The 18,103-nt window shown below is 40.6% G+C and carries 29 protein-coding genes; 1 reads left to right on the forward strand and 28 read right to left on the reverse strand.

Features of this window, described 5'->3' with window-relative positions; translation table 11 throughout:
- Positions 1 to 4: 4 nt before the first annotated feature.
- The 22 genes from secY to rpsJ form a co-directional block, all read right to left on the reverse strand.
- On the reverse strand, positions 5 to 1,324 hold the full coding sequence (gene secY / locus JKP71_RS07445) for a preprotein translocase subunit SecY (RefSeq protein WP_075525623.1): 1,320 nt from the start codon (positions 1,322 to 1,324) through the stop codon (positions 5 to 7).
- Positions 1,325 to 1,402: 78 nt separating this feature from the next.
- Complete coding sequence (gene rplO / locus JKP71_RS07450) at positions 1,403 to 1,846, reverse strand: 50S ribosomal protein L15 (RefSeq protein ID WP_075525622.1); 444 nt, start codon at positions 1,844 to 1,846, stop codon at positions 1,403 to 1,405.
- A 206-nt stretch (positions 1,847 to 2,052) separates the two neighbouring features.
- The gene (gene rpmD, locus JKP71_RS07455) at positions 2,053 to 2,235 is read right to left on the reverse strand and encodes a 50S ribosomal protein L30 (RefSeq protein WP_075525621.1); all 183 of its coding nucleotides are present in this window, start codon (positions 2,233 to 2,235) and stop codon (positions 2,053 to 2,055) included.
- Between the two features lie 10 nt (positions 2,236 to 2,245).
- Complete coding sequence (gene rpsE / locus JKP71_RS07460) at positions 2,246 to 2,752, reverse strand: 30S ribosomal protein S5 (protein ID WP_003129922.1); 507 nt, start codon at positions 2,750 to 2,752, stop codon at positions 2,246 to 2,248.
- An 18-nt stretch (positions 2,753 to 2,770) separates the two neighbouring features.
- On the reverse strand, positions 2,771 to 3,118 hold the full coding sequence (gene rplR / locus JKP71_RS07465) for a 50S ribosomal protein L18 (protein WP_003129924.1): 348 nt from the start codon (positions 3,116 to 3,118) through the stop codon (positions 2,771 to 2,773).
- Positions 3,119 to 3,324: 206 nt separating this feature from the next.
- Entirely contained in the window at positions 3,325 to 3,861 is a 537-nt protein-coding gene (gene rplF / locus JKP71_RS07470; protein ID WP_200407569.1) for a 50S ribosomal protein L6, read from the reverse strand.
- Positions 3,862 to 4,003: 142 nt separating this feature from the next.
- The gene (gene rpsH / locus JKP71_RS07475; protein ID WP_075525619.1) at positions 4,004 to 4,402 is read right to left on the reverse strand and encodes a 30S ribosomal protein S8; all 399 of its coding nucleotides are present in this window, start codon (positions 4,400 to 4,402) and stop codon (positions 4,004 to 4,006) included.
- A gap of 273 nt (positions 4,403 to 4,675) precedes the next feature.
- Entirely contained in the window at positions 4,676 to 4,861 is a 186-nt protein-coding gene (locus tag JKP71_RS07480; RefSeq protein WP_003129946.1) for a type Z 30S ribosomal protein S14, read from the reverse strand.
- An 18-nt stretch (positions 4,862 to 4,879) separates the two neighbouring features.
- Complete coding sequence (rplE, locus tag JKP71_RS07485) at positions 4,880 to 5,422, reverse strand: 50S ribosomal protein L5 (RefSeq protein WP_075525618.1); 543 nt, start codon at positions 5,420 to 5,422, stop codon at positions 4,880 to 4,882.
- Positions 5,423 to 5,441: 19 nt separating this feature from the next.
- Entirely contained in the window at positions 5,442 to 5,747 is a 306-nt protein-coding gene (gene rplX / locus JKP71_RS07490; protein ID WP_075525617.1) for a 50S ribosomal protein L24, read from the reverse strand.
- A gap of 136 nt (positions 5,748 to 5,883) precedes the next feature.
- Positions 5,884 to 6,252 (reverse strand): 50S ribosomal protein L14, encoded by a 369-nt coding sequence (rplN, locus tag JKP71_RS07495; protein ID WP_075525616.1) that lies wholly within the window; start codon positions 6,250 to 6,252, stop codon positions 5,884 to 5,886.
- Between the two features lie 22 nt (positions 6,253 to 6,274).
- Positions 6,275 to 6,535: a 30S ribosomal protein S17 gene (rpsQ, locus tag JKP71_RS07500; protein WP_075525615.1), complete on the reverse strand. Its 261-nt coding sequence runs from the start codon at positions 6,533 to 6,535 to the stop codon at positions 6,275 to 6,277.
- A gap of 20 nt (positions 6,536 to 6,555) precedes the next feature.
- Positions 6,556 to 6,765, reverse strand: coding sequence for a 50S ribosomal protein L29 (rpmC, locus tag JKP71_RS07505; protein WP_075525614.1), 210 nt, complete (start codon positions 6,763 to 6,765; stop codon positions 6,556 to 6,558).
- A complete protein-coding gene (rplP, locus tag JKP71_RS07510; protein ID WP_075525613.1) occupies positions 6,765 to 7,178 on the reverse strand; it encodes a 50S ribosomal protein L16 in 414 nt (137 codons plus the stop codon). Before rplP ends, rpmC begins: the two co-directional genes overlap by 1 nt.
- 3 nt (positions 7,179 to 7,181) lie before the next feature.
- Positions 7,182 to 7,835, reverse strand: coding sequence for a 30S ribosomal protein S3 (gene rpsC / locus JKP71_RS07515; RefSeq protein ID WP_075525612.1), 654 nt, complete (start codon positions 7,833 to 7,835; stop codon positions 7,182 to 7,184).
- Between the two features lie 12 nt (positions 7,836 to 7,847).
- Positions 7,848 to 8,195 (reverse strand): 50S ribosomal protein L22, encoded by a 348-nt coding sequence (rplV, locus tag JKP71_RS07520; RefSeq protein ID WP_075525611.1) that lies wholly within the window; start codon positions 8,193 to 8,195, stop codon positions 7,848 to 7,850.
- A gap of 15 nt (positions 8,196 to 8,210) precedes the next feature.
- Complete coding sequence (gene rpsS, locus JKP71_RS07525; RefSeq protein WP_075525610.1) at positions 8,211 to 8,489, reverse strand: 30S ribosomal protein S19; 279 nt, start codon at positions 8,487 to 8,489, stop codon at positions 8,211 to 8,213.
- 155 nt (positions 8,490 to 8,644) lie between these two features.
- A complete protein-coding gene (gene rplB / locus JKP71_RS07530) occupies positions 8,645 to 9,475 on the reverse strand; it encodes a 50S ribosomal protein L2 (protein WP_075525609.1) in 831 nt (276 codons plus the stop codon).
- Positions 9,476 to 9,490: 15 nt separating this feature from the next.
- The gene (locus JKP71_RS07535) at positions 9,491 to 9,784 is read right to left on the reverse strand and encodes a 50S ribosomal protein L23 (protein ID WP_075525608.1); all 294 of its coding nucleotides are present in this window, start codon (positions 9,782 to 9,784) and stop codon (positions 9,491 to 9,493) included.
- Positions 9,784 to 10,410 (reverse strand): 50S ribosomal protein L4, encoded by a 627-nt coding sequence (gene rplD / locus JKP71_RS07540; RefSeq protein ID WP_075525607.1) that lies wholly within the window; start codon positions 10,408 to 10,410, stop codon positions 9,784 to 9,786. The genes JKP71_RS07535 and rplD overlap by 1 nt, the downstream gene beginning before the upstream one ends.
- Before the next feature lie 25 nt (positions 10,411 to 10,435).
- Positions 10,436 to 11,059, reverse strand: coding sequence for a 50S ribosomal protein L3 (rplC, locus tag JKP71_RS07545; protein WP_075525606.1), 624 nt, complete (start codon positions 11,057 to 11,059; stop codon positions 10,436 to 10,438).
- Positions 11,060 to 11,077: 18 nt separating this feature from the next.
- The gene (gene rpsJ / locus JKP71_RS07550) at positions 11,078 to 11,386 is read right to left on the reverse strand and encodes a 30S ribosomal protein S10 (RefSeq protein WP_003129973.1); all 309 of its coding nucleotides are present in this window, start codon (positions 11,384 to 11,386) and stop codon (positions 11,078 to 11,080) included.
- Between the two features lie 358 nt (positions 11,387 to 11,744).
- Here rpsJ and mscL point away from each other — a divergent pair, with 358 nt between their 5' ends.
- Positions 11,745 to 12,113, forward strand: coding sequence for a large-conductance mechanosensitive channel protein MscL (mscL, locus tag JKP71_RS07555; RefSeq protein ID WP_075525605.1), 369 nt, complete (start codon positions 11,745 to 11,747; stop codon positions 12,111 to 12,113).
- Positions 12,114 to 12,147: 34 nt separating this feature from the next.
- Here mscL and JKP71_RS07560 read toward each other — a convergent pair whose 3' ends face one another.
- The 6 genes from JKP71_RS07560 to JKP71_RS07585 all read right to left on the reverse strand — a co-directional run bounded on the left by JKP71_RS07560 (position 12,148) and on the right by JKP71_RS07585 (position 18,094).
- Positions 12,148 to 13,431: an MATE family efflux transporter gene (locus JKP71_RS07560; RefSeq protein WP_200407570.1), complete on the reverse strand. Its 1,284-nt coding sequence runs from the start codon at positions 13,429 to 13,431 to the stop codon at positions 12,148 to 12,150.
- Positions 13,428 to 14,924 carry a threonine synthase gene (thrC, locus tag JKP71_RS07565; protein ID WP_200407571.1) on the reverse strand — a complete coding sequence of 499 codons (1,497 nt, stop codon included), beginning with the start codon at positions 14,922 to 14,924 and terminating at the stop codon, positions 13,428 to 13,430. Before thrC ends, JKP71_RS07560 begins: the two co-directional genes overlap by 4 nt.
- Positions 14,925 to 15,050: 126 nt before the next feature.
- Complete coding sequence (gene nusG, locus JKP71_RS07570; RefSeq protein WP_075525602.1) at positions 15,051 to 15,608, reverse strand: transcription termination/antitermination protein NusG; 558 nt, start codon at positions 15,606 to 15,608, stop codon at positions 15,051 to 15,053.
- A gap of 177 nt (positions 15,609 to 15,785) precedes the next feature.
- Complete coding sequence (gene secE / locus JKP71_RS07575) at positions 15,786 to 15,980, reverse strand: preprotein translocase subunit SecE (RefSeq protein ID WP_075525601.1); 195 nt, start codon at positions 15,978 to 15,980, stop codon at positions 15,786 to 15,788.
- Between the two features lie 100 nt (positions 15,981 to 16,080).
- Complete coding sequence (gene rpmG / locus JKP71_RS07580) at positions 16,081 to 16,230, reverse strand: 50S ribosomal protein L33 (RefSeq protein WP_075525600.1); 150 nt, start codon at positions 16,228 to 16,230, stop codon at positions 16,081 to 16,083.
- A gap of 46 nt (positions 16,231 to 16,276) precedes the next feature.
- Positions 16,277 to 18,094 carry an acyltransferase family protein gene (locus JKP71_RS07585; RefSeq protein ID WP_200407572.1) on the reverse strand — a complete coding sequence of 606 codons (1,818 nt, stop codon included), beginning with the start codon at positions 18,092 to 18,094 and terminating at the stop codon, positions 16,277 to 16,279.
- Positions 18,095 to 18,103: the final 9 nt, after the last annotated feature.

Here is an 18,103-nt window from a genome sequence, read left to right on the forward strand (position 1 = left end):
GATTTTATTTAATTTCAAGTGGATTGTCCATAAACCCAGTATATTTACGTTTCAATAAATATCCTTCCAATTGTTTTACCGCTTGGATAGCTACTTGGATAAGGATTAAAAGGGAAGTCCCTCCCAAAGCAACAATTTTTGGAAGCCCCCAAATATTTTGTGCTGCGATTGGAATAATTGAAATCAATCCCAAGAAAAGGGAACCTACAGTAGCAAGGCGCATCAAGAGACGTGAAACATATTTTTCCGTAGCTTTACCTGGTCGTACAGAAGGGATATAAGAACCTTGTTTTTGTAGATTCTCAGCCATCTTTTCTGGATTAACCTGAACGAAAGAATAAAAGAAGGTAAAGAGGATAATCAGGAGCGCGTAGAAAAGCATTCCTGTCCATGTGGTGTAAGATAAAGCCTCTTGTAGTTTAGATAACCAACCAACATTACTTCCTTGCGCTCTTTGTAAGAACTGCAAAATAGTTGCTGGCGCTGTGGTAATTGAACCTGCGAAGATGACTGGAATTACACCAGCTGGGTTGACGCGAAGTGGTAAATAAGAACTTGTTGGAGCACCTTGAGTCAATTTAGTGTATTGAATAGGTACTTTGCGTTCTGCTTGTTGGACGAATGTGGTGAGATAAATAATAATCGTAGCAACCAGAACGAGTCCGATTACAAAGAGCCAAGACATAGGCAACTCAGACGGACGGACATTTTGGAATTTTTCAGTGTAAACCGACTGTACAGCTGAGGGAATACCTGAGACAATCCCAGCAAAGATAATGACAGATACACCAGATCCAAAACCTTTTTCATTAATCTGCTCACCCATCCAGGTAACCACCATAGAACCGGTTGTCAAAATTGCACCAATCATCAAGTAACTTTGCCAATTTGGATTTTGAACAATGTTAAGTGAGCTCATCGCTTGGAACCCGGCAGTAATCCCTATAGATTGCGCCATCGCCAATACCAAGGTAATATAACGTGTAGCCTGATTCAGCTTACGACGTCCAATTTCTCCTTGTTTCGACCACTCGACAAACTTAGGTAAGATATCCATCTGTAAAAGCTGAACAATGATAGAGGCCGTAATATAAGGTGATACCCCCATCGCAAAGAGCGAATAGTTTTGCATGGCATTACCAGAGACCAAATTCATCATATTCAAAAATGGTAAGTTACTAATTTCTGTTAAGTTTTGGACGTTGACACCCGGTACAGTAATATGGGCACCTAAGCGGAAAACAAAAAGAATGAAAATCGTAAAGAGGATTCTTGCTCGGACGTCCTTTACCTTAAAGGCTTCCTTAAGCGTTTTAAAAAACATAAAACCTCCTTAAAGCGTTTTACTTATAAATAGACAATAAGCGGCTGAATCATCAACCGCTAATTGAAATGTGAAAAATTATGCTTCTTCTACAGAACCACCAGCAGCTTCGATTGCAGCTTTTGCAGCAGCAGATACTTTAGCAACTTTAACTTTAAGATTTTTAACTGTCAATTCGCCGTTCGCAAGAACTTTAACGCCTGATTTAACATCTTTAACGATTTTAGCAGCTACAAGAGTTTCAGCTGTTACGTCTGCGCCATCTTCAAGGCGGTTTAATGTTTCAAGGTTAACAATTGCATATTCTTTCTTGTTAACATTCAAGAAACCACGTTTTGGCATGCGACGGAACAATTCTGTTTGTCCACCTTCAAAACCAGGACGAACTCCGCCACCTGAACGAGCTTTTTGACCTTTTTGACCACGACCAGATGTTTTACCGTTACCTGATGATGTACCACGACCTACACGATTACGTACTTTACGGCTGCCTTCAGCAGCTTTCAATGAATGAAGTTCCATTTTTTCTCCTTATTTTGTACCTTGCTTATCGCCGATTTCCTATGTAAGGAACGTAGAAAATAAACTCGCCGGTACTCTAATAATATTAATTTTTCATCTCAAATAGAGACCTTACTATTTTACTATTTTTTTTCTCAAATTACAAGTTGTTTCCTTATAAGAAAAACACTCCTAAAAATGAGAAGTGTTTTTTTATAAACTATTGCTTATGCTTCTTTTTCAACTTTAACCAAGTGAGAAATAGAATTAACCATACCAAGAATAGCAGGTGTTCCTTCTTTTACTACTGAGCTATTGAGTTTACCAAGACCGAGTGCTTTAACAGTTTTGCGTTGAGCAGGGATACGGCCGATTGGTGAGTTTACCAATGTAATTTTAATTTGAGCCATTTTTTCCTCCTTAGGCGAAATCTGATACAGATTTACCGCGTAATGCAGCAACTTCTTCAGCACGTTTCAATTGATTCAATCCATCAACAGTTGCACGAACAACGTTGATTGGTGTGTTTGATCCAAGTGATTTTGATGTTACGTCAGCAACACCAGCGAGTTCGAGGACGGCACGAACGGCACCACCTGCGGCAACTCCAGCACCTTCTACAGCTGGTTTAAGGAGGATTTTACCACCACCGAAGACACCAAGTGCTTCGTGAGGAAGTGTAGTACCTACCATAGGAACTGTAATAAGGTTTTTCTTAGCTGCTTCGATTGCTTTACGGATAGCTTCTGGAACTTCTTGAGCTTTACCAGTACCGAAACCTACGCGACCGTTACGGTCACCAACAACAACAAGTGCTGCAAAGCGAAGACGACGTCCACCTTTAACAACTTTAGTAACGCGGTTAATTGAAACTACGCGTTCTTCAAATTCGCTTTGTTCGCGATCATTTCTTCTGTTTTCTGCCATGTTTAATTACCCCTTTCCTTAGAATTTCAATCCAGCTTCACGAGCTGCTGTAGCGAGTGCTGCAACACGTCCGTGATAGAGGTAACCACCGCGGTCGAAGACAACTTCTTCAACGCCTTTAGCTTTTGCAGCTTCAGCAACGAGTTTACCAACTTCTGCGGCTTGTTCAGTTTTAGTACCAGTCAATTTGAGTGATGAAGCTGATGCAAGTGTTGTACCAGTTACGTCATCAATGACTTGTGCATAAATGTTTGTGTTTGAACGGAAAACGTTCAAACGTGGAGTTTCAGATGTTCCTGAAATTTTACCGCGTACACGTGTGTGACGTTTTTGGCGGAGTTTGTTTTTATCTGGTTTAGAAATCACAATTCTACCTCTATATAATTTTAAATTTCGATAGTTTTTGCCATCGATTTTCTTACTGACAGCATGGTCAGTAAGCGGGGAGTTTTTGTCTGTCTAACAAAGTTAGCATTGACAAAATACTGGCAACTGACAGAGCTGTCAGCCACCAATTACGGATAACACTTTTTGCTAAATACCGATTCAAGTGAATCTTATTTGGACAAAAATTATTTACCAGTTTTACCTTCTTTACGACGAACGTATTCACCAACGTAGCGGATCCCTTTACCTTTATAAGGTTCTGGAGCACGACGGCTACGGATGTAAGCAGCCATTTGACCAACAGCTTCTTTACTTACACCTTCAACTACGATAGAAGTTGGAGTAGCAACAACAAACTTGATGCCTTCTGGAGCTTCTACTTCGTCTGGATGTGATTTACCAACTGACAATACAAGTTTAGTTCCTTGCAATTGTGCACGGTACCCAACCCCGATCATTTCAAGTGCTTTAGAGAAACCAGTTGAGACACCTTCTACCATGTTAGCAAGAAGGGCACGAGTAGTTCCGTGGAGCATTTTCATTTCTTTAGTGTCGTTTGGACGTTTTACAGTGATTTCGTTTTCAGCGATTTCAAGTGTGATGTTTTCGTTGAATGAACGAACAAGTTCACCTTTAGGTCCTTTGACAGTGACAGTTGCACCGTTTACGTCTACAGATACGCCTGCAGGGATAACGATGACTTTGTTACCAATACGTGACATGTTTTTTCTCCTGTTAAATTATCAGATTGCTCAGCAATCCGTTTTCACGGGTTTTAAATCAAGTGATTTAAAGAGTGTAGCGAGGCTACTGACAGAGCTGTCAGTAACTTCTAGTAGCAGTCTGCTTACGCAGATCGCCTAATTACCAGATGTAGGCAATTACTTCACCACCAACATTGTTTTCGCGGGCAACTTTATCAGTTACGACACCAGTAGATGTTGAGATGATTGCTGTACCAAGACCATTAAGAACTTTAGGTACATCGTCAGATTTCACGTAAACGCGAAGACCTGGTTTTGAAATACGTTTCAAGTTAGTGATAACTTTTTCGCCGTTTTTACCGTATTTAAGGAAAACGCGGATTACACCTTGTTTGTTATCTTCAACGTATTCAACGTCTTTCACGTAACCTTCAGCTTTGAGGATTTCAGCGATTTGACGTTTGATTTTAGATGCAGGTGCTTCAACAACATCGAATTTACGCATGTTACCATTACGAATACGAGTCAAGAAGTCTGCAATTGGGTCAGTCATTACCATTAGTAATTTCTCCTTATTTGTAGTTTGGGCTTGTTCAAATCCCACTTTCAAATTAATGAGGCCTTTTATATAAAAAAGACCGAACTTAATTAGTATAGCAGAACTTCCGCAGCATGTCAATACTTTTCTTTACAATGTTTTCGGGTGTGTCCTCCTTCTTGAGCCTTGCAAACTCTGACGCTTGCAACAAACAATGACTATATTTCTCTGGTATGGAAAACAAAAAAATACTGACGAAACTGTCAGTATTTTTGTTTATCAGTAATTATTGAATTACCATGAAGCTTTTTTAACGCCTGGCAATTGACCTTTGTAAGCCAATTCGCGCAAGCAGATACGGCAAAGTTTAAATTTGCGGTAAACTGAATGTGGACGTCCGCAACGTTCGCAACGAGTATAAGCTTGTGTTGAGAATTTTGCAGGGCGTTGGTTTTTAACAACCATAGATTTCTTAGCCATTTATGTATTCTCCCTATCTTATTTAGCGAACGGCATGCCGAGTTTAGCAAGCAATTCGTGTGATTCTTCATCAGAGTTAGCAGTAGTTACGATAACAATATCCATACCACGAACTTTATCAACATCATCATAGTTGATTTCTGGGAAAATCAATTGTTCCTTCACACCAAGTGTGTAGTTACCGCGACCGTCAAACGCTTTGTTTGAAACACCGTGGAAGTCACGTACACGTGGGAGTGAAACAGTAACCAATTTATCCAAGAATTCGTACATACGTTCGCCACGAAGTGTAACTTTCGCACCGATTGGCATACCTTCACGAAGACGGAAAGCAGCAACTGATTTTTTAGCTTTAGTAATCAATGGTTTTTGACCAGAGATCAAAGCCAATTCAGCAACAGCTTTATCAAGGTTTTTAGAGTTGTTTACAGCATCTCCAACACCCATGTTGATAACAATTTTATCAACTTTTGGTACAGCCATGATTGAAGTGTAGTTGAATTTTTCAGTCAACGCTGGTACTACTTCGTTAGTATATTTATCTTTCAAACGATTAGTCATATTATTTCTCCTTTCCGCCTTAGTCTAAAATTTCGCCAGATTTTTTGTTGAAACGAACTTTTTTGCCGTCAACAAATTTGTAACCTACACGACCAGCAACGCCATTTTTATCAAGCACTTGCACGTTAGAAACGTGGATAGGAGCTTCGATTTCAAGAATAGCACCACTTGGGTTTTCTGCATTTGGTTTTTGGTGTTTCTTCATGATAGCAACACCTTCAACAACGACTTTATTCATTTTTGGCAAAGCTTTAATGACTTTACCAGTTGTACCGCGGTCTTTACCTGCGATAACTTTAACTGTATCACCAGTTTTTACAAACATGTTTATTTCCTTTCTTACGCCCTCAGGGGCACCCTGTCCCTCTCGGTAGCAGGGGACTATGCTGTTAATAGTAACAGTAAAATATGATTCTGTCAAAGAAGACTCTTTAACAAAATCATACTTTTATGATGCTTGATTAAAGTACTTCAGGAGCAAGTGACACGATCTTCATGTAGCCGCCTTCGCGGAGTTCACGTGCAACTGGTCCAAAGATACGAGTTCCGCGAGGAGTTTTATCATCACGGATAAGTACTGCTGCGTTTTCATCAAATTTGATGTATGAACCGTCTGGACGTTTCGCACCAGATTTAGTACGAACGATAACGGCTTTCACAACGTCACCTTTTTTAACTGCTCCACCAGGGGCAGCTGATTTAACTGTAGCTACAATGATATCACCGATACCAGCGAACTTACGGCTTGAACCACCGAGAACACGGATTGTCAAAAGTTCTTTAGCACCTGAGTTATCTGCAACTTTCAAACGAGATTCTGTTTGAATCATGCTATATTCCTCCTAGTTTTGCTTAGATAATAACTGCTTCTTCAACGATTTCTACAAGACGGAAATGTTTGTCCTTAGACAAAGGACGAGTTTCCATGATACGAACGATGTCGCCAGTTTTTGCAGTGTTGTTTTCGTCGTGAGCTTTATATTTTTTTGAGTAATTGATACGTTTACCATAGACAGGGTGGTTACGCTTAGTTTCTACGACAACAGTGATGGTTTTATCCATTTTGTCTGAAACCACGCGGCCTTGATAAACTTTACGTTGTTTGCGTTCCATTTATAGTTTCTCCTGACCTATTATTTGTTCAATTCAGCTTGCACAGTTTTTACACGTGCAATAGTTTTCTTGACTTCATCAAGCTTAGCTGTGTTTTCGAGACGACCAGCTGCTGCTTGGAAACGAAGATCAAACAATTCTTTTTTCAATTCTGCTTCACGAGCTGTCAATTCTTCAACTGACAATGCGCGCAAATCTTTAAGAAGTGATTTAGTTTCGCTCAATTTCATTACGCTTCACCTCGTTTCACAAATTTAGTTTTAACAGGAAGTTTGTGTGAAGCAAGACGCAACGCTTCGCGTGCAGTTTCTTCACTAACGCCGCCCAATTCAAACATGACAACGCCACGTTTAACTGGAGCAACCCAACCTTCAGGAGCACCTTTCCCTGAACCCATACGCACACCAATAGCTTTGGCTGTGTATGATTTGTGAGGGAAGATTTTAATCCAAACTTGACCGTTACGTTTCATGTAACGAGTCATAGCAATACGGGCTGCTTCGATTTGACGGTTAGTAATCCAGTGAGATGTAGTCGCTTGAAGACCATATTCACCGAATGATACTGTATCGCCACCTTTAGCATAACCGCGCATTTTACCGCGGAATTCACGACGGTGTTTTACACGTTTTGGTACTAACATGGATTATTTTTCTCCTTTCACAGATTTTTTAGTAGGGAGAACTTCACCACGGTAGATCCAAACTTTAACGCCGAGTTTACCGTAAGTAGTGTCTGCTTCTTCCCAAGCATAGTCGATATCCGCACGAAGTGTGTGGAGTGGAACTGTACCTTCTGAATAACCTTCAGCACGGGCAATATCAGCACCATTCAAACGACCAGAAACTTGAGTTTTGATCCCTTTTGCACCAGCGCGCATTGCACGTTGGATCGCTTGTTTTTGAGCACGACGGAAAGCGATACGTGCTTCGAGTTGACGAGCAATTCCTTCACCAACAAGGTGTGCGTCCAAATCAGGTTTTTTGATTTCGACGATGTTGATGTGAACTTGTTTACCAGTGAGTTTGTTGAGTTCTGCACGGAGTGCATCAACGTTAGCTCCTGATTTACCAATAACCATACCTGGTTTTGCTGTGTGCAAAGTTACGATAACTTTGTTAATTGCACGTTCAGTTTCAATCAATGATACTGAAGCATCAGCAAGTTTAGTTTGGATAAGTTGACGAATTGCCAAGTCTTCGTGAAGGTAATCCGCATATTCTTTTTCAGCATACCATTTGGCATCCCAATCGCGAATAACGCCAACACGCATACCAATTGGATGTACTTTTTGACCCACGTTTTTACCTCCTTATTCTTTCTCAGCTACAACTACAGTGATGTGAGCTGTACGTTTGTTAATTGGTGAAGCTGAACCTTTGGCACGTGGACGGAAACGTTTCATTGTTGGTCCTTCGTTAACAAATGTTTCGCTTACTACCAAGTTAGCTTTTTCAAGACCAAAGTTATTTTCTGCATTAGCGATAGCACTATTAAGTACTTTTTCAACTTCTACAGCAGCTTTAGTCGGTGTAAATTTCAAGATTGCAATTGCATCTGCAACACGTTTCCCGCGGATAAGATCGATAACAAGACGAGTCTTACGAGGTGAAACGCGAACTGTTTTAGCAGTTGCTTTAGCTGAAGTAATTTCTGCCATTTTATTCTCCTCCTATTAGCGACGTGTTTTCTTGTCGTCAGCAGCGTGACCACGGTAAGTACGAGTTGGTGCGAATTCACCAAGTTTGTGTCCAACCATATCTTCTTGAACGTAAACTGGTACGTGTTTGCGACCATCGTAAACAGCAATTGTAAGTCCTACAAAGTTAGGGAAGATTGTAGAACGGCGTGACCAAGTTTTGATCACAGATTTTCTTTCGGCGTTAGCTTGAGCTTCAACTTTTTTCATCAAATGCTCATCGACGAAAGGTCCTTTTTTAAGACTACGACCCATTTTGCGAGTTTCTCCTTTAAAATTTTGTACCACTACCGCTACTAAGGCGGAGTTGGCGGAATTATAGATGCACTTTCGACATCTCATTAAATTTGATAAGCTTTATCAAATTTAACAAGACGCCGAGAAGGCTCTTGTGAAAATAAAGCGACTTATTAGTCGTTGATACGACGAACGATAAGTTTGCTTGATTTTGCTTTCTTGTTGCGAGTCTTGAGACCAAGAGCTGGTTTGCCCCATGGTGTCATTGGTGACTTGCGACCAACTGGTTGACGACCTTCACCACCACCGTGTGGGTGATCGTTAGGGTTCATTACAGAACCACGAACTGTTGGGCGGATACCCATGTGACGTGTACGTCCTGCTTTACCAAGGTTGATCAAGTTTTGTTGTTCATTACCTACAACACCGACAGTAGCACGGCAACTTGAAAGGATCATACGAACTTCGCCTGATTGAAGACGAACAAGTGTGTATTTACCTTCAGTACCAAGTACTTGAGCTGAAGCACCAGCTGAACGAACCAATTGTCCGCCTTTTCCTGGTTTCAATTCGATATTGTGGATCAATGTACCAACTGGAATGTTAGCAAGTGGCAATGCGTTACCAACTTTGATATCGGCATCAGGGCCAGATACAACTGTCATTCCTACTTCAAGGCCTTTAGGAGCCAAGATGTATGATTTAACACCGTTAGCGTAAGTAAGCAAAGCGATGTTTGCTGTACGGTTTGGATCATATTCAATTGTAGAAACTTTGGCAACTACGTTGTCAGTTGTACGTTTGAAATCGATCAGACGGTATTTACGTTTGTGACCACCACCGTGATGGCGGACTGTGATACGACCAGTGTTATTACGACCAGCAGTTTTGCTCATGCTTACAAGCAAGCTCTTTTCAGGAGTACTTGTAGTGATTTCAGCGAAGTCGCTACCAGTCATGTTACGACGACCGTTTGTGGTAGGTTTGTAAACTTTAATTCCCACGATTTTCCTCCTCTATTATTCTGCGTCTTCACCGAAGATTTCGATTGTTTTAGAATCTTCAGTTAAAGTAACGATAGCTTTTTTGTAGCCTGATTTAGTACCAGTGTATTTACCAACACGTTTAGATTTTGGTTTTACGCTGATTGTATTTACTGAGGCAACTTTTACATCAAATACAGCTTCAACAGCTTGTTTGATGAGTAATTTATGCGCACGTGAATCTACTTCGAAAGTGTATTTCTTTTGATCCATTGCTTGCATAGAAGCTTCAGTGATGATAGGTTTACGGATGATATCATAAAGTGACATTATGCAAGAACCTCCTCAATTTGTGTCAATGCTGATTGAACCACAAGGAGTTTGTCAGCGTTAACGATGTCAAGTACAGATGCTGAGTTAGCAGTTGTAACTTTCACGTTTGCGAGGTTACGAGCAGAACGTTCTGCAAATTCGTTACCTTCGTTTGGAAGAACCACAAGAACTTTGCGTTCAATTGAAAGTGCTGAAATTACTTTTGCAAATTCAGCAGTTTTTGGAGCTGCAAAGTCAAGGGCGTCAACAGCGATCAATTTGCCATCAGCAACTTTTGTTGAGTAAACTGATTTAAGTGCCAATTGACGAACTTTTTGTGGAAGTTTGTAGGCATAGCTACGTGGATTTGGACCGAAGACAGTCCCACCACCACGCCATTGTGGAGAGCGGGTAGAACCTTGACGGGCACGACCTGTACCTTTTTGACGCCATGGTTTTTTACCACCACCAGATACAGCAGAGCGGTTTTTATGCGCGTGTGTACCTTGGCGAAGGCTAGCGCGTTGTGAGATTACAACGTCGAATACGACAGATTCATTTGGTTCGATACCAAATACTGAGTCGTTAAGTGTAACTTCACCAGCTTGTGAACCATCTTGTTTAAATAATGATACTTTTGCCATTATAGATTTCTATCTCCTTTCCTTCTTATTTAGCTTTGATCGCTGATTTAATTACGATCAATGATTTCTTAGCACCTGGGACATTACCTTTTACAAGGATAACATTCTTTTCAGGAAGCACTTGTGCGATAACAAGGTTTTGTACAGTAACACGTTTGTTACCCATACGTCCAGCAAGTTTTTTACCTTTTGGAACTTTGTTAGCTGCAACAGGACCCATTGAACCAGGACGACGGTGGTAACGTGAACCGTGGGCCATAGGACCACGTGATTGACCATGACGTTTGATTGGGCCTTGGAAACCTTTACCTTTAGAAGTTCCGGTAACATCAACGACATCTCCAGCCGCAAATGTATCAACAGTGATTTCTGCTCCTACTTCAGCGCCTTCGAGTCCTTTGAATTCACGAACGAAGCGCTTAGGAGTCGTATTAGCTTTAGCAGCATGACCTTTGGCAGGTTTGTTAGTCAAAACTTCACGAAGTGTATCGAAACCAACTTGAGTTGCTTCGTAACCGTCTGTTTCAACAGTTTTAACTTGAAGAACTGTGTTAGGAGTCGCTTCGATCACTGTTACGGGGATAAGTTCGCCGTTTTCAGTGAAGATTTGAGTCATTCCCACTTTTTTCCCTAAGATTCCTTTTGACATGAGAATTACCTTTCTTAATTAGAGTTTAATTTCGATGTTTACACCACTTGGCAAATCGAGTTTCATCAATGAATCAACAGTTTTTTGTGTTGGTTCGATGATGTCAATCAAGCGTTTGTGTGTACGCATTTCGAATTGTTCGCGTGAGTCTTTGTATTTGTGAGTCGCGCGGATAACAGTGTAGACGCTACGGTCAGTAGGAAGTGGAATTGGACCACTCACTTCTGCGTTTGTACGTTTAGCAGTTTCTACGATTTTTTCTGCAGCTGCATCAAGGATACGATGTTCGTATGCTTTCAAGCGAATGCGAATTTTTTTAGTTGCCATTTTTTCTCCTCTCGTCTATTGTATTCAATAGGCTAGCTCAACGGGAAAACCGACACGTTAGGTATGGCAATACCTTCGGGTGTGTCGCAACCTCTCGTTTCATCGCTACATACTGTTTTTAACAGCACTTGTCTATTCTATCAAAGCAACCTTTTCTTGTCAAGGCTTTTTTGAGATTTTATTTAATTTATTTTTAAATCGAACTTCCACTGTAATTTTTCATTTTCTTCTCTCTAATAATCCAGTGTTAATGAGGGATAAAACAGTGTATTCTGTTTACTTCAGTTGAGGACGCTTTATTTTGTAGCGATTTAAGTTTTTGGTATAATTTAAGAAACAAACGTTATTAGGAGGACTTATGTTAAAAGAATTTAAGGATTTTGTGTTACGCGGGAACGTCTTGGACTTGGCCGTTGGGGTCATTATCGGGGCTGCTTTTACCGCTTTGGTTAAATCTTTAGTAGATAATCTGATCAACCCTTTAATTGGGATGTTCGTGCAAAGCACTGCACTAGCGCATCTATCGGTTACCATTGGTAAAACTAAATTTACTTATGGGGCATTCTTGAATGACGTCATTAACTTCGTCATTACAGCTTTTGTCATTTTTATGTTGATCAAGATTATCAATAAGATTTTCCCTAAAAAGGAGGAAGTCGTCCAAGAAGAAAAGAACGAAGAATTGGAAACTTTACAAGAAATTCGCGACTTGTTGAAAAAACAATAAAAAAAAATTACTGACAGTTTCGTCAGTAATTTTTTTACATCATTTTTAGCTTTTTATCAAATTTAAATTTCAAAAAGAGAAAACGGAAAAGATTGTCCAGCAAAACTGCCAACCAAACTCCTTCTAGACCCATTTTTAGGGGAAGCGCTAGGACAAAGCCGAGAAATAAACGTATCCCAAACATCCCTGCCGTCGTTGCATAAAATGACAACTTGGCATTTCCAAGTCCTTGAAAGGCAGCAGTATAAGTAGTCGTCCCCGTTACAAAAAAAGTTGCCAAAAACGAAAATAGAATCACGATATTGCTCGCTCTTATAGCCAATAAATCTTTTGTGAAGAGCAAATTAAGCGGCTGGCGTAAAAGGACAATAAATAGTCCGATGATACCCATCATAAGTGTAGATAGCCAGTAAGTTTTTCTGACATAAGCTTTAATTTCCTGAGGTTTTTCATCAGCCAAAGCCTGAGCTACCAATATTACTGTTACTGTCGCCATACCAAAAGCTGGCATATAATTAAATTGAGTGATGCTTTCACCTATTGCATTCCCGGCAAAGACACGCTCTCCCAAATGAATAATAATCATCATGATGAGCAAGTCACCTAAACGCATCGCCAGACGCTCGCCAGTAGCTGGAAGGGTGAGCCTAATCAGCGCTTTTTCGATTTTTACTTTATAAAAGCCACGGTTGGGGCGGTGAGTATGGAGTTTCTGGTAAAGGTATAGCACACCAAAGCCTCGAGCTAATACCGCTCCTAGTGCCGTCCCCCACACTCCCCAGTGCAAAACAAAAATAAAGAAAATAGAAAAGATGAGATTCAATACATTTGCAAAAAGGCTGGCCCACATTGGAGTTTTTGTATTACCAGATGCTCGCAACAAAGCCCCAAAGGTCGTCATCAACCCTAGAAGCCCAATCAACCCTCCCACTAAAGAAAGATAAAGCTGACCGAGCACATGAACTTCTCCTCTAGCACCTAATAAGGTAAGTACAGGAGCCGCCAATATTAGAGTAGATACGCCCAACCCTAGGCTAATCAAAACAGTAAGCTTTACTGCACCATTGATTAATTGCTGTTGCTCAACTACCGCTTTATCAGCCATGGCTTTTGCAAACAAACTCGATACAATCGTGCCTAATGCAATGAAAATGGCCTGATAAACTGTAATCACGTTGTTAGCAAGCGATACTGCTGCAACCGCTGATAAACTTAAATGTGCAACAATCATGGTATCACTTATTCCTACTAACATTTGCAAAAAGTTTTCAATGATGGCAGGGAAAGCAAATTTTAAGATGGCTTTATTACTTTTCATGATAAGCCCAAATAGCGTTCAACTTCCGACTGCATTTGCTCAACTTTAACTGTCGTATGGTGACGTACTGTGGCTGTTTCTAAACCACGGATTGCTTCTGGTAAAGCCAAACCACTGATACGCTGCAAGGCTGCGACCGCTGAAAAATCTCCGTCAGCAGCTGACGAACCGGTCCGCTCTTCTTTTGGCTGAATGGCTTCTAAAACAACTGCTGGAAATTTATAGGGGCTGGCTGTGCTGACTACCACTGTTTTTTGGGTAGGGGCGAGCTGATGATAAACTGAACTTGCAACTGCAGTATGTGGATCAAAGACATAATGCGTTTCTTCGAAAGTGTGCTTAATTTCCTTAATAATCTCGTCTTCAGATGCCCAACCTGCCACAAAATCTTTGAGCTTATCTTGCATGGGTGCTGTTATTTCATAATGACCATCTACTGACAGCGCCGTCAGTAGTTTTGCTGTAGCTTGATCATCCTCTTTTGTAAGCTCAAAGATCAACCGTTCAAGGTTGGAAGAAACCAAGATATCCATTGAAGGGGAGCTTGTAACATGAAAGGCCCGATTTTTATCATAGCGACCCGACTTAAAAAAGTCCGTTAGTACATTATTCTTATTAGAAGCACAAATCAACTGATGGACGGGTAAGCCCAATTTCTTAGCATAGTATGCCGCTAGGATATTTCCAAAATTTCCTGTGGGTACTGAAAAATTAATTTCCTCTCCAATCGTGATCTGTTTTTGCTTGACCATTTGAGCATAAGCATAAATATAATAGGCTACTTGGGGGATCAAACGCCCAATATTCATGGAATTAGCAGAGGAGAATTGCTTGCCATTTTGTGCCATTTTCTCACGCAGCTCTGTGCTGTTGAACATCGCTTTTACAGCGGTTTGAGCTTGGTCAAAATTCCCATCAATGCCTACAACATGAACATTTCCGCCCTGCTGGGTCAACATTTGTTGTGCCTGAATTGGACTTACCCCATTTTTCGGGTAAAAAACAATAATTTTTGTTTGGGGCACATCAGCAAAACCAGCCATAGCGGCTTTACCAGTATCGCCAGAAGTTGCTGTGAGGATCACTATTTCACGAGTCACGCCATTTTTTTGAGCGGCTTGCTGCATCAAATGAGGTAAGATTGATAAAGCCATGTCTTTAAATGCTAACGTTTCACCATGAAATAGCTCTAAAACATGAACTCCCCCTACTTTTTTGAGTGGGGCAATCTCTGGTTGGTCAAACTTTTTGCCGTAAGCAGCATCCACCATTGTCCGAATCTCCGATTCCGTAAAATCATCAAAAAACGTCTTCAAAACAAGCGTAGCAATCTCTTGATAGGTTGCATTTTGTAAAGTTTTAAAATCAAGATCCAATTGAGGAAAGTCCACAGGCACAAAAAGTCCCCCGTCTTCAGCTAAACCTTGAAGAATCGCTTGAGAAGCCGTTTTCCGGTTATTTTTGTTACGTGTAGAATGGTAGAAAGTCGTCATAAATATCCCCTAACTCATTTTTTTCAATTATAACAAAACTTCAGCAGAATTAATATGGTGGGTACTACTTTTTGAGCGGTCAGTAAAAAAACATCGAAAAACCACGGCTTATGCCGTGGTCAGTTTTTAAGCTTTAATTTCTTCAATTTGGTGCATATCAAGTTCTACTGGTGTTGCTCGTCCAAACATATCAACCGTCAAGGTTAACTTGTCTCCATTAATTTCTGTGATTGGGGCTTCAAATCCTGAAAAAGCACCATCAACAATACGAACCCGTTTACCGACATAGACATCAAAGTCAATTTCACGAACGACTTTACCCATACCGATAAGAATTTCTTGAATTTCTTCTTCAAAAAGAGGAGTTGGTTTTGAACGATTACCATGTGAACCCACGAAACCTGTAACGTTTGGTGTATTACGAACAATAAACCATGCTTCATCAGTCATGTTCATTTCAACCAAAACATAACCTGGGAAAAGATTTTCTTCGATATCTTTCATTTTTCCGTTAACTTCAGTACGAATGGTTTCTGTAGGAATTTCTACGCGAAGAATTTTATCAGCCATGTTATAAAGTTCCGCACGTTCCAGCAAATCCTCTTTCACTTTACGTTCGTAGCCTGAGTAAGTTTGGATTACAAACCAACCTTGATCAAAACTTGTTAAATTATTTTCTTCCATTTTTTCTACCTCAATTTTATTTTATATTTTTGTTTTTTACTGATAGCGCTATCAGTGAAATTTTGCGATAAGAAAAAGGGTCCAGCCCTTTTTGATACTCTTATTATATCATATTTATCACGAAATAAAAGGGCTTTTAACACTCTTCTAAAGAAAAAACCTGCCCCAAAAGGCAGATTATTTAAGCAATGGTACCAAGTGATCTACACTGAAAGTAATACCATGTTGTGTGACCCAGTCAAAAATCATAATAAAGATCAAGAAGAAAATCGTGTACTCAATCACCATAAAAAAGTCGCGGACAGATTGCTTGCGGCTTGGCCATGTTGTCAATTTCATTTCTTGAACGATACTACCAATAAATTTAAACATTAGACTTTCCCATCGCTGTCAGATGCTCTGACAGGTTCCATTTCTTCTTCAATATTTACTGACGACGTGGTCAGTTCTTCCTCCAGGCGCCTTATTGAGCTTAGCGCGTTTCTTTATGGAGGGTGTGTTTACCGCATGTTCGGCAAAACTTTTTTACCTCAACGCGTTTTTCTTTCGCCACTGACGAAAGTGTAAGGGTGTAATTTCGTGAACCACAAACGGTGCACGCTAATCCTGCTTTTTTTAACATATTATTTCCTATTCTATCAAAAATTATTTAGAAGCGCAACCTATTTCTAATCTTCAAAGCCGGTCAGATGATTCGCTACTAGGCTAGCATAATTGACTTCACCCGCTCCTTTAGGATGGATATTATCACTATAAAACCATGAACTTTTACCGGCAGAGGCTTTATGCCAATCTATAATTTTGAGTTGCTTGTCTTTTTTAGCCATTTGTTTAAGCAATTTATTATTTGCTGTTTCCCAAACTCGATCCGCTTGAACATTAATCCAATAAACCGGCAAATCTCCCGCCGCTTTCAAGGCTGCTTCCACATCCTCAGCCTTAATCGTCCCATTGGTGCCCAGTCCAATCAAGAGCGCTTGTGCATCTGGTTCTTGCGCTTTAAGATTTTTTATTTCTTCTGTAACTGAACTAGGCTGACGGCCCACGGCCGCATCAATGACCATATGCGGAAAGACTTCTTGTAAAGCTGTCGAACCAGCTACCATGACAGAATCTCCCAAGGCAATCACCTTCATACTATTGGCTTTTTCTGCAACTACAGGTTCAATACCATATTTTGAAGCAATGGCTTTAAGTGACAGGGGTACTTTTTTATTGGCTTGATCCAATTTCTCCTTTTGAAGCGCCTCTTGTTGAGCCATTATGCGCGCTTCAATAAGGCGTTGATCATGAGGAGAGGCTGGCGAGAAAATAATGAAACCAAGTATTACAACAATCATGCCCGTTAATAGCATTGGTGCGAGGTTCTTGCGAAGTTTCCAACCTTTTTCTCGGATAAAACTTTGGAGGTTTCCCAAAATATTACTATAATCAAACTTCTGTGCGGGCTGCTCAATAAAGCGATAGGACAACTCCGTCAGGAGTAAAATGATGGCCACTTGCCAAATCACGTTATACCAAGCGGTCGGTTCCAGAACTTTGGCCTCTGCTAATGCAAAGACAGGAAGTTGCCAGAGATAGATTCCATAGGAACGCGAGCCAATGTAATCAAAAAGCCGATTGGAAAATAGGCGATTGGCAGGAAATCCCGGATGAGCTACCAGCGCAATCAGTACCATACTCAGCAAACTAACTACCCACATGCCGCCGTAATAAGTAATTGCACCTTGGGCAGGCATAAAAAGATAAGCAACTAGTAACAAGACTGAGATCGCAAGGGTCATTTGCCATCCCATTTTGACCCCACGTTTATTAATCTTTTGAGATAGCTTATTTAAAGGCCATACAAATGCTAAACTTGCCCCCATCATAAGACTGAACAAACGTGTGTCTGTACCATAATATACACGAGTAGGATCTGCACCCGGCACATATAACATCATCATCAGAACTGCTGAGGCTAAAGCTAAGGCATTAGCAATGATAAAGCACCGTCCCCGTTTTTTCACAACTTTTAAGAGCGCAAGGAGTACCAAAGGCCAAATCAAGAAAAACTGACCTTCGATTGCTAAGTAGTAGATGTGTTTAAAAGGCGAGGCCCCGGCTATATTGGCAAAATAAGAACTACCTTGTGAGATTTGCCACCAGTTTTGTACGGAAAATATTGCTGAAAGAAACTCCGAGCGAAGCCCTGCCCAAAGGTTTCTTTGAAACAAAAGGATGTAAGGGGTAACCAGCAAAAACACCACAATCAAAAGAGGATAAATCCGCTTGAGGCGGCGCCCCCAAAATTTAAAAAGATTAATCTTCTTATGCTTTTCATACTCTCGAAGTAAGGAATCGGTCACCAGATAACCAGAAAGCACAAAGAATAAGACAACACCAAGAAAACCACCTTGGATGACCTTAGGCCAAAGGTGATAAAGGATGACTGTTAAAACTCCAATCGTCCGTAAACCATTGAATCCCGTGATATAGCGCTTCATTTTCCCTCT

This window comes from Lactococcus taiwanensis (genome assembly GCF_014905395.1).
In the GTDB taxonomy this organism is placed as follows: domain Bacteria; phylum Bacillota; class Bacilli; order Lactobacillales; family Streptococcaceae; genus Lactococcus; species Lactococcus taiwanensis.